The sequence below is a fragment of the Streptococcus suis genome, assembly GCF_029616525.1.
GTDB lineage: Bacteria > Bacillota > Bacilli > Lactobacillales > Streptococcaceae > Streptococcus > Streptococcus suis_AF.
Map to the genome: position 1 here is coordinate 136,561 of NZ_JANFME010000003.1, position 17,739 is coordinate 154,299.

The window sequence follows — 17,739 nt, forward strand, 5'->3', positions numbered from 1 at the left end:
GAGGCAACCGGCTTTTTCTCTCTTGTGAAAATATCTTGCTCATGTTAAAATAAAAGGATAGAAAATCAAATGGAGAAATTATGAATTATTTTAACGTAGGAAAGATTGTTAACACGCAAGGCCTACAAGGGGAAATGCGTGTTTTGTCTGTGACCGATTTTGCAGAAGAACGTTTTAAAAAAGGGGCAAAGCTTGCACTTTTTGATGACAAGGATCAGTTTGTCATGGAAGTGGAAATTGCTAGTCACCGTAAGGCTAAGAACTTTGATATTATCAAGTTTAAGGGCATGTACCATATCAACGATATTGAAAAGTACAAGGGCTTTAGTTTAAAAATTGCCGAGGAAAACTTGACTGACCTTGAAGATGGTGAGTTTTATTACCATGAAATTATCGGCTTGGATGTCTATGAGAATGATATTCTGATCGGACAAATCAAGGAAATCTTGCAGCCAGGTGCCAATGATGTCTGGGTGGTGAAACGAAAAGGTAAGAAAGACCTGCTCTTGCCATATATTCCACCTGTTGTCTTGAACATTGATATTCCAAATAACCGTGTCGATGTGGAATTGCTCGAGGGCCTAGACGATGAGAATTGATATTTTGACCCTCTTCCCTGAGATGTTTGCACCTCTAGAACACTCTATTGTGGGTAAGGCGCGTGACAAGGGTTTGCTAGAAATCAACTACCACAATTTCCGAGAGAATGCTGAAAAGGCTCGCCATGTGGACGATGAACCCTATGGTGGAGGACAAGGCATGTTGCTCCGTGCCCAGCCAATTTTTGATACCATGGATAGCATTGAACAAACCACTCCACGTGTTATCCTATTGGATCCCGCTGGGCGTACTTTCAATCAGGCCTATGCCGAAGAATTAGCACAGGAAGAGCAGCTGATTTTCATTTGCGGTCACTATGAAGGATATGATGAGCGGATTAAGACCTTAGTAACAGATGAAATTTCTCTCGGAGATTATGTCCTGACAGGTGGAGAGTTGGCGGCTATGACCATGATTGATGCTACCGTTCGCCTGATTCCAGAGGTTATTGGCAAGGAAGTCAGTCATACGGATGATAGTTTTTCATCAGGGCTATTGGAATATCCTCAATACACCCGACCATACGAGTATCGTGGAATGGTAGTTCCAGATGTATTAATGAGCGGTCACCATGAAAATATTCGTAAATGGCGTTTGGAAGAGAGTCTACGCAAAACCTATCAACGTCGTCCAGACTTGTTAGAAAACTACAACTTTACAGCTGAAGAGTTAACTATTTTTGAAAAAATCAAAGCAGAAGACACAGTTGATTAGACTGTGTTTTTCTTGCTAGAAGGAGAAATGATGAAACGCAAGGTATTTGAACATTACCAACCTTATAAAATCAAACAAAAGGCAAGATTTGATTTAGGAAATAACGAAAATCGTATCATTGATTGGGCTTTTTTGCCACAAGAGACCTTGGAAAATTTGGATGTCAATCAATTAAGTTTTTATGGTGATAACACTTACTCCGAACTGATTGAGAAATATGCTACCTATCTTGGAGTGAATCCCAAACAAGTAACAGTAGGTGTGGGCTCTGATCACCTTATTCACATGATTGTTTCCACCTTTATGGAAAAGGATGATACTTTTTTGACTGTCAATCCAGACTTCTTCATGTATGAAACCTATAATCACATGCATGGTAGCCGTTTTGAAACCATTGATTTAGAAGAAAAAAACGATACACTCGTCCTGCCAGTAGAGAAATTGTTGGCGCGTGCGGAGGAGGTGAAGGCAAAGATAATCATGCTTTCCAATCCTAACAACCCTTCTTCAGTAGCTTATTCGCTAGAAGATTTGGAGAAATTGGCTATTTCTTTTAAAGGGCTACTCGTTGTAGATGAGGCTTACATTGAATTTGCAAATGTCGAAAGCTTCATCAGTCTTCTACAACAATTTGACAATGTTTTAGTTTTACGGACCTTATCAAAGGCTTTTGGACTTGCAGGTTTACGAGTTGGCTTTGCGGTAGGAAGCGAAGAGTTAATTTATGAATTGGACAAGGTCATTCCCCCATTCAGCTTGTCAAACTTGACTGCAAAAATGGCAGCCGTTGCATTGAATCATACAGACAAAGTTTTAGAAACAGTGGGAGTAATTCAGAATTTGCGAGAAGAAATGATTTTATTCTTGCAAGGGTTAGATAACTGTCAAGTTCTTCCTAGTCAGGCTAGTTTTGTAACGTTTAAAGCACCGTGGGCAGAAGAATTTTATCAGCAAGCCTTGGCACAGGATTGGAATTTCAAATATTATCCAACAGGTAAATTAGAGGGGCATATTCGCCTATCTATTGGTCGTCCAGAAGAAATGGATATGATGAAAAAAATGATTGAGAAACTAGTGGAAGCGTAGATTTCTGCTAGTTTTTTTGTATTTTTGAAAGAAAATGATAGAAAATGATTGACAATGGCAGAAAATCGTGTATAATGATTTTTGTAAACGATTGCAGGAGGTGTTGAACATACTCAAATCAGAACGAAAACAGATTATATTGGAGCGAATACACTCTCAACAGTTTGTTCGGCTAGAGGAATTAATCGAAGTTCTTAATACATCTGAATCTACTGTACGTAGGGATTTGGACGAGTTGGAAAACGAAGGTAAGCTTCGTCGTGTACACGGCGGTGCTGAAGCGCCAGGGAATTTGCAACTCGAAGAGTCTATTCTAGAAAAATCTGTCAAAAACGTTCAAGAAAAACGAGAGATTGCGGAAAGAGCTGCTCGACAGATTGTTAACGGAGACGTAATTTTTTTAGATGCAGGTACAACAACCGGTGTACTGATTGATTATCTTCAGCAGGAAAATCTGACAGTCGTTACCAATTCTATTCACCACGCAGTGAGGCTGGTTGAACGCAAGATAAAAACGATCATTATAGGTGGTTTTGTTAAGCAATCAACAGATGCTTCCGTTGGAGCAGTAGCTTTGGAACAAATTCGACAGCTCAATTTTGATAAGGCCTTTCTGGGAATGAATGGTATTGATAAAAACTACTTTACAACGCCAGATATTGAAGAAGCGACCATCAAACGCACTATCATAGACAATGCTAAAGAAAGCTATGTTTTGGCAGATGCTTCTAAAATTGGTCAATTCTCCTTTGTTAAAGTTGCGGCAATCGAAAAATCCAACATTATCTGCCAATCTTCAGAAAGCAGTTTGTTGGATATCATAAAAGAGAAAACGAGGGTAATCGAGGTATGATTTATACAGTTACGCTCAATCCAGCGATTGACTACATTGTTCGACTTGATAGAGTTGAAACAGGCAGTGTCAATCGGATGGAGAGCGACGATAAGTATGCCGGCGGTAAGGGAATTAACGTTAGTCGTGTTTTGAAGCGTTTAGGCTATCCAAACACAGCAACAGGATTTCTAGGCGGTTTTACCGGTCAGTTCATCAAAGATGGATTGGTTGCTGAAGGCATTGATACTGATTTTGTTCAAGTTGACCAAGATACACGGATTAACGTGAAAATCAAGGCTGACCAAGAAACAGAAATCAACGGTTTGGGTCCGATTGTGACAGATACACAGTTGGCCGAATTAGAAATGGTCTTAGCAGGATTGACCAAAGAAGACACCGTTGTCTTTGCTGGTTCAGCACCTGCTAGTCTCGGAAATGAAGTCTACAATAGACTGATTCCTGTGGCGAAAAAAGCAGGAGCGCAAGTGGTCTGTGACTTTGAAGGTCAGACACTTCTGGACTCATTAGCTCACCAACCACTCTTGGTCAAGCCAAACAACCATGAATTGGAAGCTATTTTCAATGTTGAATTGAATGGTATGGCAGACATCGAGACCTATGCTAAGAAAATCTTAGAAATGGGCGCTCAGAATGTTATCATTTCCATGGCAGGGGATGGGGCTTTGTTGGTCACTCCAGCAGCTACTTACTTTGCCAAACCAATCAAGGGAACAGTGAAAAACTCTGTCGGAGCCGGAGACTCCATGGTGGCAGGATTCACTGGCGAATACGTTCGCTCACAAGACCCAATTGAAGCCCTAAAATGGGGAGTTGCTTGCGGTACGGCAACAGCCTTTTCAGATGATTTGGCAAGTATCGAATTTATTAAGGAAACTTATGAAAAAGTTGAGGTAGAAACACTATGAAAATTCAAGACGTTTTGAGAAAAGATGTCATGTTGCTTGATTTGCAAGCGACAAGCAAGGAAGCAGTTATTGATGAAATGATTGCTAGTTTGGTTGATAAAGGTTATGTTACAGATTTTGACGTATTCAAAACAGGTATCATGAACCGTGAAGCACAAACGACAACAGGACTTGGTGACGGTATCGCAATGCCACACGCTAAGAATGCGGCTGTAAAAGAAGCGACTGTTCTCTTTGCAAAATCAAACAATGGTGTTGACTATGCAAGTCTTGATGGTCAACCAACTGACTTGTTCTTCATGATTGCAGCTCCAGAAGGTGCTAACGATACACACTTGGCTGCCCTTGCGGAATTGTCTAAATACTTGATGAAAGCTGGATTTGCTGATAGACTTCGTGCGGCAACAAATCCTGAAGAAGTGATTGCAGTCTTCGATACAGCTGAAGCAGCAGATAAAGCGGCTGAAGAAGTGGTTGCCGCTCCAAGTGGCGACCGTCCATTTATCGTTGCAGTTACAGCATGTACAACTGGTATTGCTCACACTTATATGGCAGAAGAAGCCCTTAAGAAGCAGGCTGCTGAGATGGGTGTTGACATCAAGGTTGAAACAAACGGTGCGTCTGGGGTTGGTAACAAACTGACTGCTGAAGACATCAAGAATGCAGCAGGTGTAATCATCGCAGCAGACAAGGCTGTTGACATGCCTCGTTTCAATGGTAAACCATTGGTATCTCGTCCAGTTGCTGCTGGTATCAAACAACCAGAAGAATTGATTAACATCATCTTGGATGGTAAAGCATCAGCCTACACAGCGACAGAAGGAGCAGCTACTGTGGAATCTTCAGAAAAACTTAGCCTTGGTAAAGCATTCTATAAACACTTGATGAGCGGTGTTTCTCAAATGTTGCCATTCGTTATTGGTGGCGGTATCTTGATTGCCCTTGCCTTCTTATTTGATAATTTACTAGGTGTTCCAAGTGATCAACTCGGCAACCTTGGTTCTTACAATGAAATCGCCTCAATGTTCATGAAGATTGGTCAAGCGGCCTTTGGCTTCATGTTGCCACTTCTAGCAGGTTACATTGCTTACTCAATCGCTGAAAAACCAGGTTTGGTTGCAGGTTTCGTAGCTGGTGCAATCGCTAGCAGCGGTCTTGCGTTCGGTAAAATTCCATACGAAGCTGCTACTTCAGAAATTCCGGAAGCTGTATCATCTGGTTTCTTGGGTGCCCTTGTTGGTGGTTTCCTTGCCGGTGGTGTAGTTCTTGTTCTTCGCAATGCTTTGCGTAACATGCCAAAATCACTCCAAGGTTTGAATGCAATCTTGCTCTTGCCACTTTTGGGAACAGCTATCACTGGTTTCTTGATGTTCTTCGTTAACATCCCAATGGCAGCTATCAACACAGGCATGAACAACTTCCTTGCAGGTCTTGAAGGTAGCTCTGCTATTCTCCTCGGCCTTGTCCTCGGTGGTATGATGGCAGTCGATATGGGTGGTCCAGTCAACAAGGCAGCTTATGTCTTCGGTACAGGTACACTTGCAGCAACTGTTGCAGATGGTGGTTCTGTTGCCATGGCAGCGGTAATGGCAGGTGGTATGGTTCCTCCGTTGGCAGTATTCGTTGCAACCCTTCTTTTCAAAGACAAATTCACACAGGAAGAGCGTAACTCAGGTTTGACAAACATTGTTATGGGTCTTTCATTCATCACTGAAGGTGCGATTCCGTTTGGTGCTGCTGACCCAGCTCGTGCAATCCCAAGCTTTATCGCTGGTTCTGCCCTTGCAGGTGCCTTGGTTGGTTTGTCAGGCATCCAATTGATGGCTCCTCACGGTGGTATCTTCGTTATCGCTTTGACATCTAATCCATTGCTTTACATCGCCTATGTTTTGATCGGTGCGATTGTATCAGGTGTCCTTTACGGAGCACTTCGTAAAGCTAAATAATTTTGATTGAAACCTTGCTTCTGGCAAGGTTTTTTAGCTATTTCACGAGGATTATGGTATAATGTGAGTATTATTGTTATTAGAGGAGTCTTGAAATGGAAATCATTCGCGATAAAGAATTTGTCAATCAGTATCATTTTGATGCCCGCAATCACGCGTGGGAAAAAGAGAACGGAATTCCGGAAACAAAATTGAAAGTTGACTTTCAATTGATTGAGCAAAATCGTGCGGAAAATCGAACATCGATGATTACCATTTTGCGCTTTATGATTGTACTAGATCATTTTGTGATTTCAGGTGCCATGAGTCAGGCCGTTCACTTGCCAAATCGATTGGTAGAAGAGCCAACTGAATTTACTGATGAGGAAAAACGTGTTTTGGTAGAGCCTCTTTTGGACATTTTAAAACGAATGACTTATGAGGTTACTGAAATCGCCTTTGATGCACCAGGAGTGAATTTGGAGTTTTAATATGAAATTAGCAGTTATAACTGACTCATCGGCTGTTTTGAATGTTCAAAGTATTGAGCGGGATGACCTGTTTGTCCTAAGTATTCCAGTCAGCATCGATGGGGAAAATTATATCGAAGGGCAAAATTTGACGGTTGAAGAGTTTTATCAAAAAATGGCTTCATCGAAAGAATTACCTAAAACAAGTCAACCGAGTTTGATGGAACTAGAAGAAATTCTGGCTAAATTAACAGAGAAAGGCTATACACACGCACTTGGCTTATTCTTGTCATCAGGTATTTCAGGTTTTTATCAAAATATTCAATATTTGGCTGATGAATTTGAAGGATTAACCGTTGCCTTTCCAGATACCAAAATCACATCGGCTCCTTTAGGCATGATGGTCGAAAATGTTCTCAAATGGGCTGATGCAGGACTTAGTTTTGAAGAAATTACTGGGAAATTGGACAAAGAAATTGGGAAGACTACAGCCTTCATCATGGTTGATGACCTCAATCATTTGGTAAAAGGTGGTCGCTTGTCCAATGGGGCAGCCTTGCTTGGCAATCTTTTGAGCATCAAACCGATTCTGTATTTTACAGGTGAGGGTAAGATAGAAGTGTATGAAAAAGTTCGGACGGAGAAAAAGGCCATTAAACGCCTCTTGGAAATCCTCCAAGAACAAACGACCGAAGGACAGTATCAGATTGCTATCATACACGCCAACGCACCTCAGAAGGCTGAAAACTTTAAACAGCAGTTGGAAGAAGCAGGTGTTGGTAGCGATTTACCAATCGTGTCATTTGGTTCGGTCATCGGTACGCACTTGGGAGAAGGGGCAGTGGCCTTTGGTATTTCTCCCATTATTGAATAGGAGTTTGCATGACAATTAAGGTAATTATCGCAGGATTCAAAGGAAAAATGGGCTCAACGGCTGTTGAGATGGTCAAAGGCGACGCAGAACTTAGTTTGGCTGCCTTGGTGGATCCCTTTGCGACAGAAACAGAAGTAGATGGTGTTCCTGTTTTCAAGACCAAAGAAGAAGTTGCCAGCCTAGAAGCTGATGTCTGGGTGGATTTTACAACGCCAAAATTTGCCTATGAAAACACCCGTTTTGCCTTGGAAAATGGTTTCGCACCTGTGGTTGGAACGACAGGATTTACCCCTGAAGAAATCGAGGAATTGACTGCCTTATCTGCTGAGAAGGGTTTGGGCGGCTTGATTGCTCCTAACTTTGCTATTGGCGCTATCTTGCTTATGCAATTTGCAGCACAGGCAGCCAAGTATTTCCCAAATCTTGAAATCATTGAATTACACCACGATAAGAAGAAGGATGCACCGAGTGGTACGGCTGTCAAAACTGCCGAACTCATTTCACAAGTCCGTCAGTCACAGACACAAGGTGCAGCGGATGAAGAAGAACTGATTGCTGGCGCTCGCGGTGCAGAATTTGACGGCTTCCGTATCCACTCAGTACGCTTGCCAGGCCTTGTTGCCCATCAGGAAGTGATTTTTGGGGCACAGGGCGAAGGCTTGACCATTCGTCATGACTCTTACGATCGTATTTCCTTTATGGGCGGTGTCAATCTCGGCATTAAAGAGGCAGTCAAACGCTCACAACTCGTTTATGGTTTGGAACACTTATTATGAAATTAAACAATCTGCCTTCTGAGTTTCAGGAGGCTTTGCCGATTTTAGAGAAAATTAAAGCAGCTGGTTACGAGGCTTATTTCGTTGGCGGTTCCGTTCGTGATGCCATTCTCGGTAGGCCTATTCATGATGTCGATATTGCGACATCCAGCTACCCTCAGGAAACGAAACAAATCTTTTCACGGACTATTGATGTCGGAATTGAACACGGTACGGTGCTAGTATTAGAGGGTAAAAAGGAGTATGAAATTACCACCTTTCGGACAGAGGAAGAGTATGTCGACTTCCGTAGGCCGAGTCAGGTTTCTTTTGTGCGTTCCTTAGAAGAGGATCTCAAGCGTCGCGATTTCACTGTCAATGCCTTTGCACTAGATGAAGAAGCACAGATTGTTGACCTCTTTGATGGGATGACTGACTTAGAAAACCGTACCCTACGGGCTGTAGGCATCCCGGCTGAGCGTTTTAACGAAGATGCTCTCCGTATCATGCGTGGATTTCGCTTTGCGGCGACCTTGGACTTTGAGATTGAGCCGACTACCTTCACAGCTATGGTTGAAACCGCACCGCTTTTGGAAAAAATCTCGGTGGAACGTAGCTTTATCGAGTTTGATAAACTCTTGATGGCGGATTTTTGGCGAAAAGGCTTGCGCGCTATGATTGATTCTAAGGCTTACAATTTCTTGCCTGATTTAGCTGGAAAAAGTGATGAATTAGAGGCCATGCTAACAGGTCTGACAGAGGACTTCCGATTTTCAACTTCTGAACAGGCTTGGGCCATGCTCTTTGTCTGCCTAGGTATCGAGAACATCAAGTCCTTCCTGAAAAAATGGAAAACCAGCAATGATTTCCAACGCAGCGTGGTCAAGTTGGTAGAGATTTATCAGCTTCGCCAAGCAGGGCCTGTCACCAAACAAATCTGTTTCAAGTATGGTAAAGAATTCTTGTACTTGGTAGAGGAACTCCGTCAGGCACAAGGTCTTGTCACAGATTTTGTAGCAATTGAGCGGATCGATCAAGCATTGACCATTCATGACAAGCATGAAATTGTTGTCAATGGAGGACATCTGATGAAGGCATTTGACCTCAAACCAGGTCCAGTATTGGGTAATTTGCTCAATGAGGTAGAATTCCAAATCGTGGAAGGACAGCTAGAAAACGAAGAGCAAGCGATTATGACATTTGTGAAAGGAATCTTAGAGAATGAGTGATTTTATCGTTGAACACCTGACTAAATCTGTCGGAGATAAAACGGTCTTTGCTGATCTGTCTTTCATCATCCATCAAGGCGACAGAATCGGTATTATCGGGGTCAATGGTACAGGAAAGACGACTTTGTTGGATGTTTTGTCAGGTCGTATCGGTTTTGACGGAGATGTATCACCTTTTCGTACAAAAAATGCTTATAAAATCGCCTATTTGACCCAAGAACCTGATTTTGATGAAAGTAAGACAGTTTTAGACACCGTTCTTTCTTCTGACCTCCGTGAAACCCAGCTGATTCGTGAATACGAGCTGCTCTTATCTCATTACGATGAAGCCAGTCAAGCAAGACTGGAGAAAATCATGGCAGAGATGGATTCTCTCAATGCTTGGGAGATTGAAAGCCAGGTCAAGACTGTCTTGTCGAAACTTGGGCTAACAGACCTCAACAAAACCGTTGCTGAGTTATCGGGTGGTCTACGTAGACGAGTGCAATTGGCCCAGGTTCTCCTTGGCAATGCTGACTTGCTCTTACTGGATGAACCGACTAACCACCTGGACATTGATACCATTGAGTGGTTGACGACTTTTTTGAAAAATACTAAAAAATCTGTTCTCTTTATTACCCACGATCGCTATTTCTTGGACAATGTGGCGACACGGATTTTTGAATTGGACCGCGCCAGCTTAACCGAATATCAGGGAAATTACCAGGACTATGTTCGCTTAAAGGCAGAACAGGACGAGCGAGATGCCGCTCTTCGCCATAAGAAGGAACAACTCTACAAGCAGGAGTTGGCTTGGATGCGCAGACAACCTCAAGCTCGTGCAACCAAGCAGCAGGCTCGTATCAATCGTTTCCATGACCTCAAAGGCGATTTAGCCAACAAGATAGACGATAGCGAACTGGAAATCAATTTTGAAACCTCTCGTATCGGCAAAAAAGTCATTAACTTTGAAAATGTCAGCTTTTCCTATCCTGACAATCCCATTTTAAAAGACTTTAACCTGCTCATTCAAAACAAGGACCGCATCGGTATTGTTGGTGATAATGGTAAAGGAAAATCTACCTTACTCAATCTAATTGCAGGTGATTTGCATGCAGACAGTGGTAAGGTAGATATTGGTGAAACCATCCGTATCGGTTATTTTTCTCAGACCATCAAGGGCTTGGACGAAATCAAGCGGGTCATCAATTTCTTGCAGGAAGTGGCAGAAGAAGCTAAGACGACATCTGGTATGGTTTCTATCGCAGAACTCTTGGAGCAATTCCTCTTCCCACGTAATACCCATGGTACTTTGATTGAGAAATTGTCAGGTGGGGAGAAGAAGCGACTTTATTTGCTGAAAATTCTCTTGCAACGACCCAATGTTCTCTTACTAGATGAGCCAACCAACGACTTGGACATAGCGACTCTGACAGTCTTGGAACATTTCTTGCAGGGCTTTACTGGTCCAGTCATTACCGTTAGTCACGACCGTTATTTCCTAGACAAGGTAGCTAATAAAATCTTGGCTTTTGAGGACGACGGCATTCAGACCTTTTTTGGTAACTACACAGACTATCTGGATGAGAAGGCCTTTCTGGCTTCCAGCTCTGCCATTTCCTTGGAAAAACCAAAGGAGAAATCCGAGAAGGTAAAAGAAACCAAGAAGCGGATGTCCTACTTTGAGAAGCAGGAATGGGCAACCATCGAAGAGGATATTGCTGGCTTGGAGGAGCGGATTGCGGCAATCGAGGCGGAAATGCTGACCTGTGGTAGTGATTTTACAAAATTGTCCGATTTGCAGAAGGAATTGGATGAGAAAAACGACCTGCTCTTGGAAAAATATGAGCGGTATGAGTATCTGAGCGAACTGGAGGGCTAGATGAAAGTTCTTGTCATGTCATATATGGTCATCTATCTCTTGGTGACCTTGGGGGCGGCTTTGTTTAGCTATCTAAAGACCAAAAAAATGAATACATTGCGCTTGATTTTAACTATCCTATCCATGATATTGCTGACAAGCACCTTGTATTTTTATAGTCAGTCTTATCACGACTTGCAGATGGTGGGGTTTGCTCTGGGATTTACCTTTATTTCTACTCTTTTTCTCTATAATGGAACGAAAGAAGGTAGTAATTTTACGACAGTTATGCTCTTTTCCATTGGAAGGTTTATCTTACATATTCAATTTTTAATTTTGCTCTATCTCTTTCGATAGAGCAATTTATTTTATCCGTACAAATTTATGAAAAGGCTTTACGCAAACCTTTGCGTTATGGTATAATAAAGAAAATATACACGTAAGGAGAAAATTATGGCAAAAAAAATTATTGGTATTGACTTAGGTGGTACATCAGTTAAGTTGGCGATTCTCACAACGGAAGGTGAGATACAAGAAAAATGGTCTATCAAGACCAATATTTTGGATGAGGGAAGTCACATTGTACCTGATATTATTGACAGTATCAAGCAGCGATTTGAAACCCATGGTTTGACAAAAGATGACTTTTTGGGTGTTGGTATGGGGTCTCCTGGTGTCGTTGATAGTGAAGCTGGCACTGTTATCGGAGCTTATAACCTCAACTGGAAGACCTTGCAATTGGTTAAAGATCAGTTTGAATCTGCGCTCGGTTTACCATTCTTTATCGACAATGATGCAAACGTAGCAGCTCTAGGTGAGCAGTGGGTTGGTGCTGGAAACAACAATCCAAACGTTGTCTTTATGACGCTTGGTACAGGTGTTGGTGGCGGAGTCATCGCTGCTGGAAACTTGATTCGTGGTGTCAAAGGCGCTGGTGGCGAATTGGGCCATATCACAGTTGACTTTGATGAGCCATTTGCATGTACTTGTGGTAAGAAAGGTTGCTTGGAAACCGTGGCTTCAGCGACAGGTATTGTCAACCTTAGCCGTCGTTATGCGGACCAATACGCAGGCGATGCAAAACTGAAACAAATGATTGATGATGGCCAAGATGTAACGGCTAAAGATGTCTTTGATTTGGCAAAAGAAGGCGATGATTTGGCTTTGATTGTCTACCGTCATTTCTCAGAATACCTAGGTGTTGCTTGTGCAAACATTGCTGCAGTCCTCAATCCAGCCTACATCGTTCTTGGTGGCGGTGTATCAGCTGCAGGTGAGTTCCTGTTGGATGGCGTTCGCAAGGTCTTTGCTGAAAATAGCTTCCCACAAATCAAGGAAAGCACGCAAATTGTTTTAGCAACTCGTGGCAATGATGCTGGTGTCCTAGGTGCCGCATCACTAGTTTTGAAATAATAACTGAAGCAGGGGCAACTCTGCTTTTTTTCAATTCCGCTGTCACACTTTCTTTATATACATATATTGAATATTGGTTAATAAAAGGGTACAATCATAGTGAAAAGAGAAAGGAGTGTTGGTGTATGAAACAAGTAAGTATGCCTAAACTAATTGACTATCTAACTATAGTCGGGCTTTTGATTTTACTGTCTGCCTTTTTCCTTGATTACTGGATTCGTGACTGGTTTTTCCCGTCTAGTTGGGGCTCTGTAGCGACTATGCTGATTTTGCCAATATTCGGGGCACTCATTCTCATCTTGTCAATCTATTACAAAAAACTTTGGACAGGTATCATCAGTATTCTATTGATCATTTCTTTCCCCTTGTTCTTTGGCTTGGGCTATGTTCTCTTCGGTCCCTAGAAGGAGTTATTTATGAATATGACCCTATTAAGACGGCTAAATATTGTCCTCTATAGCATTGCTGCTTTTCTCATTGCTATGCTATTTTTACCAATAGGGCAATGGTTTGATATTGTAAATGTGAATTTTAAACTAACATTTTTCATCATTCCATTTTTCGGACTAGCCAGCTTACCAACGGCTATTTACACTAAAAATGTTCGTCAGATATTGTTGAGTGTTATCTTGGTTGCTTTGTATTTTATACTGTTCAGCCTAATAACTGCCCTATCCGGTTTGTTCCAACTTAATTTTTATTCATTCTTTTTCAAATGAGAACTCCGGTGCAAAACTGGAGTTTTTTGCTAGAATTTGCTATACTAAAACCATGACTAAAGCAGATATTATTTTTAAAGAAAACATTCGTAAGATTATGGAAGAGGGCGTTTTTTCAGAAAATGCTCGCCCACGTTACAAGGATGGAAATGTAGCTAATTCCAAGTACGTTACAGGCGCCTTTGCTGAGTATGACTTGTCTAAGGGGGAGTTTCCTATTACAACACTTAGACCTATTCCAATTAAGTCGGCCATTAAGGAAATTCTCTGGATTTACCAAGACCAGACCAATGATTTGTCGGTTTTGCAGGAAAAATACGGTGTCCAGTATTGGAATGACTGGGAAGTAAATGGAACAGGCACAATCGGTGAACGCTATGGGGCTATCGTGAAAAAGCATGACATCATTTCAAAAATCCTCAAGCAATTAGAGGAAAATCCATGGAACCGCCGTAATGTGATTTCTTTGTGGGATTATGAAGCATTTGACCAATCCGCGGGTCTTTTGCCATGTGCCTTTCAGACCATGTTTGACGTTCGGCGAGTGGATGGGGAGATTTATCTGGATGCAACTCTAACTCAACGATCAAATGATATGTTGGTAGCCCATCATATCAACGCTATGCAGTATGTAGCCCTTCAGATGATGATTGCTAAACATTTTGGCTGGAAGGTTGGAAAGTTTTTCTATTTCATCAACAATCTTCACATCTATGACAATCAGTTTGAACAGGCTGAAGAATTACTCCGTCGTACACCATCTGAAGTTGAGCCACGTTTGGTCTTAAATGTTCCTGACGGTACCAATTTCTTTGATATTCGGGCAGAAGATTTTGAATTGGTGGACTACAATCCAGTTAAACCGCAGTTAAAATTCGATTTAGCAATTTAACTGGATTAGCAGTGAAGAACTTCGTTCTTTTACCTCGCTTCTTTATTTTTAGGCTCGGGCTGAAACAGTTCCCCGAACTGTTTCACTTCCAACCTTCAACAGTCTATACTCAGACTTTCGAAGCCAGTTAAAACGCAACTCAAATTTGACTTAGCGATTTAAGATGAGGGGGGCTTTCCAGTACCAGCGAGATTCACATTCTACGAATCTCGGTATCTTCCCTATCTCTGAGGAAGGAGTCGGTGATAGTTTCAACATGATAAAAATTTGCGCTTGGCCTACTTGGTAAGTGCATTTTTCATGTTTTTTTGATAGAATGATAGGACGGAAAGTGAGAGAAAATGACTAAAAAGATTGTTGCCATTTGGGCTCAAGATGAAAATGGATTGATTGGAAAAGGTGATAGACTTCCTTGGTCATTGCCAGCTGACTTTGCTCATTTCAAAGAAACGACAACAGGTCACACGATGGTGATGGGACGTATAACCTTCGACGGCATGGGTAAACGTGCTCTTCCCAATCGTCACACCATCGTTTTGACTACAGATAAAACCTATCAACTAGAGAATGAACATGTTACCATTTTACACAGTGTGGAAGATGTCCTAGATTGGTATAACAAACAGGAGCATACTCTATTTGTGCTTGGTGGGGGACAAATTTTTACTGCTTTTGCACCTTACATTGAAGCTTTAATAGTGACAGATATTCACGGTCAATTTAATGGCGATGTGTATTTTCCGAAAGCATTTCCTATGGAGAAATTTCAGCTACAAAGCGCCAATTTACGTCCAAAAGACGAGAAAAACCCGTATGATTTTACAATAAAAACCTATGAAAGAAGAGATGGTTAGGCATGGAGAGAAGTTTATTCGGTTTATTTACAGCATTTCTCTGTGGGATTTGTGTTCTTTGTGCGATTCAAGCCTTTCGGAAGAAACGTTTTGGTTTAGCAATTTTATTTTTACTGAATGCTTTTACCAATCTGGTCAATAGTATTCACGCCATTTATGGATTTTTATTTAGATAAGAGATATGAAAGAGGAAACACATGGCTGTTAAGCATACACATGAGCTAATCTATTGCTCATTTTGCGGAAAAAATCAAGAAGAAGTTAAAAAAATTATCGCAGGGAACAATGTCTTCATTTGTAATGAGTGCGTGGAACTAGCACAGGAAATCATTCGTGAGGAACTGGCAGAAGAAGTTTTGACAGACTTGGCCGATACGCCAAAGCCACAAGAATTACTCAATATCCTGAACAACTACGTCATCGGACAGGATCGTGCAAAACGTGCTTTAGCAGTAGCCGTTTACAACCACTACAAACGTATCAATTTCCAAGATAGCCGTGATGAGAACGATGTTGATTTGCAAAAATCAAATATCCTCATGATTGGCCCGACTGGTTCAGGAAAAACCTTCCTAGCTCAGACCTTGGCTAAAAGTTTGAATGTCCCGTTTGCTATTGCCGATGCGACCGCTCTTACTGAGGCGGGTTATGTTGGTGAAGACGTAGAAAATATCCTCCTCAAACTTTTGCAGGCTGCAGACTTTAACATCGACCGTGCAGAAAGAGGAATTATCTATGTGGATGAAATTGATAAAATTGCCAAAAAAGGTGAAAATGTGTCCATTACCCGCGATGTATCTGGTGAAGGTGTCCAGCAAGCTCTCCTAAAAATTATCGAGGGAACTGTGGCCAGCGTACCACCACAAGGCGGACGCAAACATCCAAACCAAGAAATGATTCACGTGGACACCAAAAATATCCTGTTTATCGTTGGCGGTGCATTTGATGGTATCGAAGAAATCGTCAAGCAGCGTCTCGGTGAAAAAATCATCGGTTTTGGTCATAATAATCGTGCTATTGATGAAAAAGAATCATACATGCAACATATCATTGCAGACGATATTCAAAAATTCGGTATCATTCCAGAGTTGATTGGTCGCTTGCCTGTATTCGCAGCTTTGGACCAATTGACAACAGAGGATTTGGTACGCATTTTGACGGAACCGAAGAATGCTCTTGTAAAACAATACCAGACACTCTTGTCTTATGATGACGTGGAGCTTGACTTTGATGAGGACGCCTTGTTAGCAATTGCAGAAAAAGCAATTGAACGTAAAACTGGTGCTCGTGGACTTCGCTCCATCATTGAAGAAACGATGTTGGATGTCATGTTTGAGGTGCCAGGTCAAGATAACGTTAAACGCGTTCGTGTAACAAAAGCAGCAGTAGACGGTAAAGAAAAGCCTTTACTAGAAACTGCATAAAAAATAAAGGGTGGAAACTGATTGTTTTCTACCCTTATTTATGAAAGGTATAAAATGGAAATCAACACACATAATGCTGAGATTTTGCTCAGTGCTGTTTCAAAAGCCCAGTATCCGGGCGATGACATTCCAGAAATTGCCCTTGCCGGGCGATCTAACGTTGGAAAGTCCTCATTTATCAATACTCTTCTAGGAAGAAAAAATCTTGCACGTACGTCAGGAAAACCAGGAAAGACTCAACAACTTAATTTTTATAATATAGATGATAAAATTCGATTTGTAGATGTTCCAGGTTATGGCTATGCTAAAGTATCCAAAACGGAGCGCGCTAAGTGGGGCAAAATGATTGAAGAGTATTTGACGACACGAGAAAATCTACGTGTTGTGGTGAGTTTAGTAGACATGCGTCATGAGCCATCAGCAGATGATGTTCAAATGTATGATTTCTTGAAATATTATGAAATTCCTGTTATTATTGTGGCAACGAAGGCTGATAAAATCCCACGAGGAAAGTGGAATAAGCACGAATCGATGATTAAAAAGAAATTGGATTTTGATAAAAATGATCAATTCGTTATCTTTTCTTCTGAGACTCGTCACGGATACGATCAGGCATGGGATGCTATCTTAAGTAACATCTAATAAACAGTTCAGGAGAAAAATCATGGAACGTACTTTCTTCATCATCAAACCAGATGCTCTTAAGCGTGGACTTGCAGGACAAATTCTTTCACGTATCGAACGCAGGGGATTTCAAATCCGAGATTTAAAAATGGTTACAGCGACAGAAGAGCTAATCAGTCAACATTATGATCATTTGACAGATAAACCTTTCTTCCCGCAATTAGTACAATATATGACGAGCGGGCCGATGATAGCTGGCATTATAGAAGGGCCAGAAATTATCAAATCTTGGCGAGATATGATGGGAGCTACCAATCCAGTAAATGCCCTACCTGGGACTATTCGTGGAGATTTTGCGACAGCGCCCGTTGAGGGAATTGTGGCAAATGTCGTTCATGGCTCAGATAGTGCAGAAGCAGCCGAACGAGAAATCGGTCTTTGGCTGGGAAAATAGCGGCTCTTTGTCAACTGTAGTGGGTAGATGAAAAGCTAACACCTAGAGATGACGAACTTCGTTCTCTCTTTCTTTATGTTCAAAGCAATCAAAATCCGTTTTTTA

General features: G+C 41.7%; 20 protein-coding genes. All 20 read left to right on the plus strand.

What is annotated here, in order from left to right; all coding sequences use genetic code 11:
* Positions 1-80 precede the first annotated feature (80 nt).
* The 20 genes from rimM to ndk all read left to right on the plus strand — a co-directional run bounded on the left by rimM (position 81) and on the right by ndk (position 17,634).
* Entirely contained in the window at positions 81-599 is a 519-nt protein-coding gene (gene rimM, locus NOL38_RS02350; RefSeq protein WP_015646874.1) for a ribosome maturation factor RimM, read from the plus strand.
* Positions 589-1,314 carry a tRNA (guanosine(37)-N1)-methyltransferase TrmD gene (trmD, locus tag NOL38_RS02355; protein WP_024381813.1) on the plus strand — a complete coding sequence of 242 codons (726 nt, stop codon included), beginning with the start codon at positions 589-591 and terminating at the stop codon, positions 1,312-1,314. The genes rimM and trmD overlap by 11 nt, the downstream gene beginning before the upstream one ends.
* 30 nt (positions 1,315-1,344) lie before the next feature.
* Entirely contained in the window at positions 1,345-2,400 is a 1,056-nt protein-coding gene (locus NOL38_RS02360; protein ID WP_277941257.1) for a pyridoxal phosphate-dependent aminotransferase, read from the plus strand.
* 103 nt (positions 2,401-2,503) lie between these two features.
* Positions 2,504-3,253 (plus strand): DeoR/GlpR family DNA-binding transcription regulator, encoded by a 750-nt coding sequence (locus tag NOL38_RS02365; RefSeq protein ID WP_044674981.1) that lies wholly within the window; start codon positions 2,504-2,506, stop codon positions 3,251-3,253.
* Positions 3,250-4,161 (plus strand): 1-phosphofructokinase, encoded by a 912-nt coding sequence (pfkB, locus tag NOL38_RS02370; protein WP_044678871.1) that lies wholly within the window; start codon positions 3,250-3,252, stop codon positions 4,159-4,161. The genes NOL38_RS02365 and pfkB overlap by 4 nt, the downstream gene beginning before the upstream one ends.
* Positions 4,158-6,107 carry a PTS fructose transporter subunit IIABC gene (locus NOL38_RS02375; protein ID WP_105105838.1) on the plus strand — a complete coding sequence of 650 codons (1,950 nt, stop codon included), beginning with the start codon at positions 4,158-4,160 and terminating at the stop codon, positions 6,105-6,107. The genes pfkB and NOL38_RS02375 overlap by 4 nt, the downstream gene beginning before the upstream one ends.
* Before the next feature lie 95 nt (positions 6,108-6,202).
* The gene (locus NOL38_RS02380; RefSeq protein ID WP_002934959.1) at positions 6,203-6,577 is read left to right on the plus strand and encodes a DUF1149 family protein; all 375 of its coding nucleotides are present in this window, start codon (positions 6,203-6,205) and stop codon (positions 6,575-6,577) included.
* 1 nt (position 6,578) lies between these two features.
* Positions 6,579-7,430, plus strand: a complete 852-nt coding sequence (gene fakB / locus NOL38_RS02385) for a fatty acid kinase binding subunit FakB (RefSeq protein WP_044666805.1) — start codon at positions 6,579-6,581, stop codon at positions 7,428-7,430.
* A gap of 8 nt (positions 7,431-7,438) precedes the next feature.
* Positions 7,439-8,206: a 4-hydroxy-tetrahydrodipicolinate reductase gene (gene dapB / locus NOL38_RS02390; protein ID WP_277941258.1), complete on the plus strand. Its 768-nt coding sequence runs from the start codon at positions 7,439-7,441 to the stop codon at positions 8,204-8,206.
* The gene (locus NOL38_RS02395) at positions 8,203-9,414 is read left to right on the plus strand and encodes a CCA tRNA nucleotidyltransferase (RefSeq protein WP_172015314.1); all 1,212 of its coding nucleotides are present in this window, start codon (positions 8,203-8,205) and stop codon (positions 9,412-9,414) included. Before dapB ends, NOL38_RS02395 begins: the two co-directional genes overlap by 4 nt.
* Positions 9,407-11,275, plus strand: coding sequence for an ABC-F family ATP-binding cassette domain-containing protein (locus NOL38_RS02400; RefSeq protein ID WP_277941259.1), 1,869 nt, complete (start codon positions 9,407-9,409; stop codon positions 11,273-11,275). Before NOL38_RS02395 ends, NOL38_RS02400 begins: the two co-directional genes overlap by 8 nt.
* A complete protein-coding gene (locus NOL38_RS02405; protein WP_002934966.1) occupies positions 11,276-11,611 on the plus strand; it encodes a hypothetical protein in 336 nt (111 codons plus the stop codon).
* Positions 11,612-11,707: 96 nt separating this feature from the next.
* The gene (locus tag NOL38_RS02410) at positions 11,708-12,667 is read left to right on the plus strand and encodes an ROK family glucokinase (protein ID WP_024416194.1); all 960 of its coding nucleotides are present in this window, start codon (positions 11,708-11,710) and stop codon (positions 12,665-12,667) included.
* Positions 12,668-12,792: 125 nt separating this feature from the next.
* A complete protein-coding gene (locus NOL38_RS02415; protein WP_248054121.1) occupies positions 12,793-13,071 on the plus strand; it encodes a hypothetical protein in 279 nt (92 codons plus the stop codon).
* A gap of 12 nt (positions 13,072-13,083) precedes the next feature.
* On the plus strand, positions 13,084-13,386 hold the full coding sequence (locus NOL38_RS02420; protein WP_277941260.1) for a hypothetical protein: 303 nt from the start codon (positions 13,084-13,086) through the stop codon (positions 13,384-13,386).
* Positions 13,387-13,438: 52 nt separating this feature from the next.
* The gene (locus NOL38_RS02425) at positions 13,439-14,278 is read left to right on the plus strand and encodes a thymidylate synthase (protein WP_014637954.1); all 840 of its coding nucleotides are present in this window, start codon (positions 13,439-13,441) and stop codon (positions 14,276-14,278) included.
* 341 nt (positions 14,279-14,619) lie between these two features.
* Positions 14,620-15,132 carry a dihydrofolate reductase gene (locus NOL38_RS02430; RefSeq protein WP_024378658.1) on the plus strand — a complete coding sequence of 171 codons (513 nt, stop codon included), beginning with the start codon at positions 14,620-14,622 and terminating at the stop codon, positions 15,130-15,132.
* Between the two features lie 197 nt (positions 15,133-15,329).
* Positions 15,330-16,556: an ATP-dependent Clp protease ATP-binding subunit ClpX gene (clpX, locus tag NOL38_RS02435; protein WP_002934974.1), complete on the plus strand. Its 1,227-nt coding sequence runs from the start codon at positions 15,330-15,332 to the stop codon at positions 16,554-16,556.
* A gap of 54 nt (positions 16,557-16,610) precedes the next feature.
* Positions 16,611-17,198 (plus strand): ribosome biogenesis GTP-binding protein YihA/YsxC, encoded by a 588-nt coding sequence (yihA, locus tag NOL38_RS02440; protein WP_014638915.1) that lies wholly within the window; start codon positions 16,611-16,613, stop codon positions 17,196-17,198.
* 22 nt (positions 17,199-17,220) lie between these two features.
* Entirely contained in the window at positions 17,221-17,634 is a 414-nt protein-coding gene (ndk, locus tag NOL38_RS02445) for a nucleoside-diphosphate kinase (protein WP_024406327.1), read from the plus strand.
* The last annotated feature ends 105 nt before the right edge of the window (positions 17,635-17,739 follow it).

Coding starts and splice junctions, on each gene's coding strand:
- rimM (WP_015646874.1), top strand. CDS start 81: ATGAATTATTTTAACGTAGGAAAGATTGTTAACACGCAAGGCCTACAA.
- trmD (WP_024381813.1), top strand. CDS start 589: ATGAGAATTGATATTTTGACCCTCTTCCCTGAGATGTTTGCACCTCTA.
- NOL38_RS02360 (WP_277941257.1), top strand. CDS start 1,345: ATGAAACGCAAGGTATTTGAACATTACCAACCTTATAAAATCAAACAA.
- pfkB (WP_044678871.1), top strand. CDS start 3,250: ATGATTTATACAGTTACGCTCAATCCAGCGATTGACTACATTGTTCGA.
- NOL38_RS02375 (WP_105105838.1), top strand. CDS start 4,158: ATGAAAATTCAAGACGTTTTGAGAAAAGATGTCATGTTGCTTGATTTG.
- NOL38_RS02380 (WP_002934959.1), top strand. CDS start 6,203: ATGGAAATCATTCGCGATAAAGAATTTGTCAATCAGTATCATTTTGAT.
- fakB (WP_044666805.1), top strand. CDS start 6,579: ATGAAATTAGCAGTTATAACTGACTCATCGGCTGTTTTGAATGTTCAA.
- dapB (WP_277941258.1), top strand. CDS start 7,439: ATGACAATTAAGGTAATTATCGCAGGATTCAAAGGAAAAATGGGCTCA.
- NOL38_RS02395 (WP_172015314.1), top strand. CDS start 8,203: ATGAAATTAAACAATCTGCCTTCTGAGTTTCAGGAGGCTTTGCCGATT.
- NOL38_RS02400 (WP_277941259.1), top strand. CDS start 9,407: ATGAGTGATTTTATCGTTGAACACCTGACTAAATCTGTCGGAGATAAA.
- NOL38_RS02405 (WP_002934966.1), top strand. CDS start 11,276: ATGAAAGTTCTTGTCATGTCATATATGGTCATCTATCTCTTGGTGACC.
- NOL38_RS02410 (WP_024416194.1), top strand. CDS start 11,708: ATGGCAAAAAAAATTATTGGTATTGACTTAGGTGGTACATCAGTTAAG.
- NOL38_RS02415 (WP_248054121.1), top strand. CDS start 12,793: ATGAAACAAGTAAGTATGCCTAAACTAATTGACTATCTAACTATAGTC.
- NOL38_RS02420 (WP_277941260.1), top strand. CDS start 13,084: ATGAATATGACCCTATTAAGACGGCTAAATATTGTCCTCTATAGCATT.
- NOL38_RS02425 (WP_014637954.1), top strand. CDS start 13,439: ATGACTAAAGCAGATATTATTTTTAAAGAAAACATTCGTAAGATTATG.
- NOL38_RS02430 (WP_024378658.1), top strand. CDS start 14,620: ATGACTAAAAAGATTGTTGCCATTTGGGCTCAAGATGAAAATGGATTG.
- clpX (WP_002934974.1), top strand. CDS start 15,330: ATGGCTGTTAAGCATACACATGAGCTAATCTATTGCTCATTTTGCGGA.
- yihA (WP_014638915.1), top strand. CDS start 16,611: ATGGAAATCAACACACATAATGCTGAGATTTTGCTCAGTGCTGTTTCA.
- ndk (WP_024406327.1), top strand. CDS start 17,221: ATGGAACGTACTTTCTTCATCATCAAACCAGATGCTCTTAAGCGTGGA.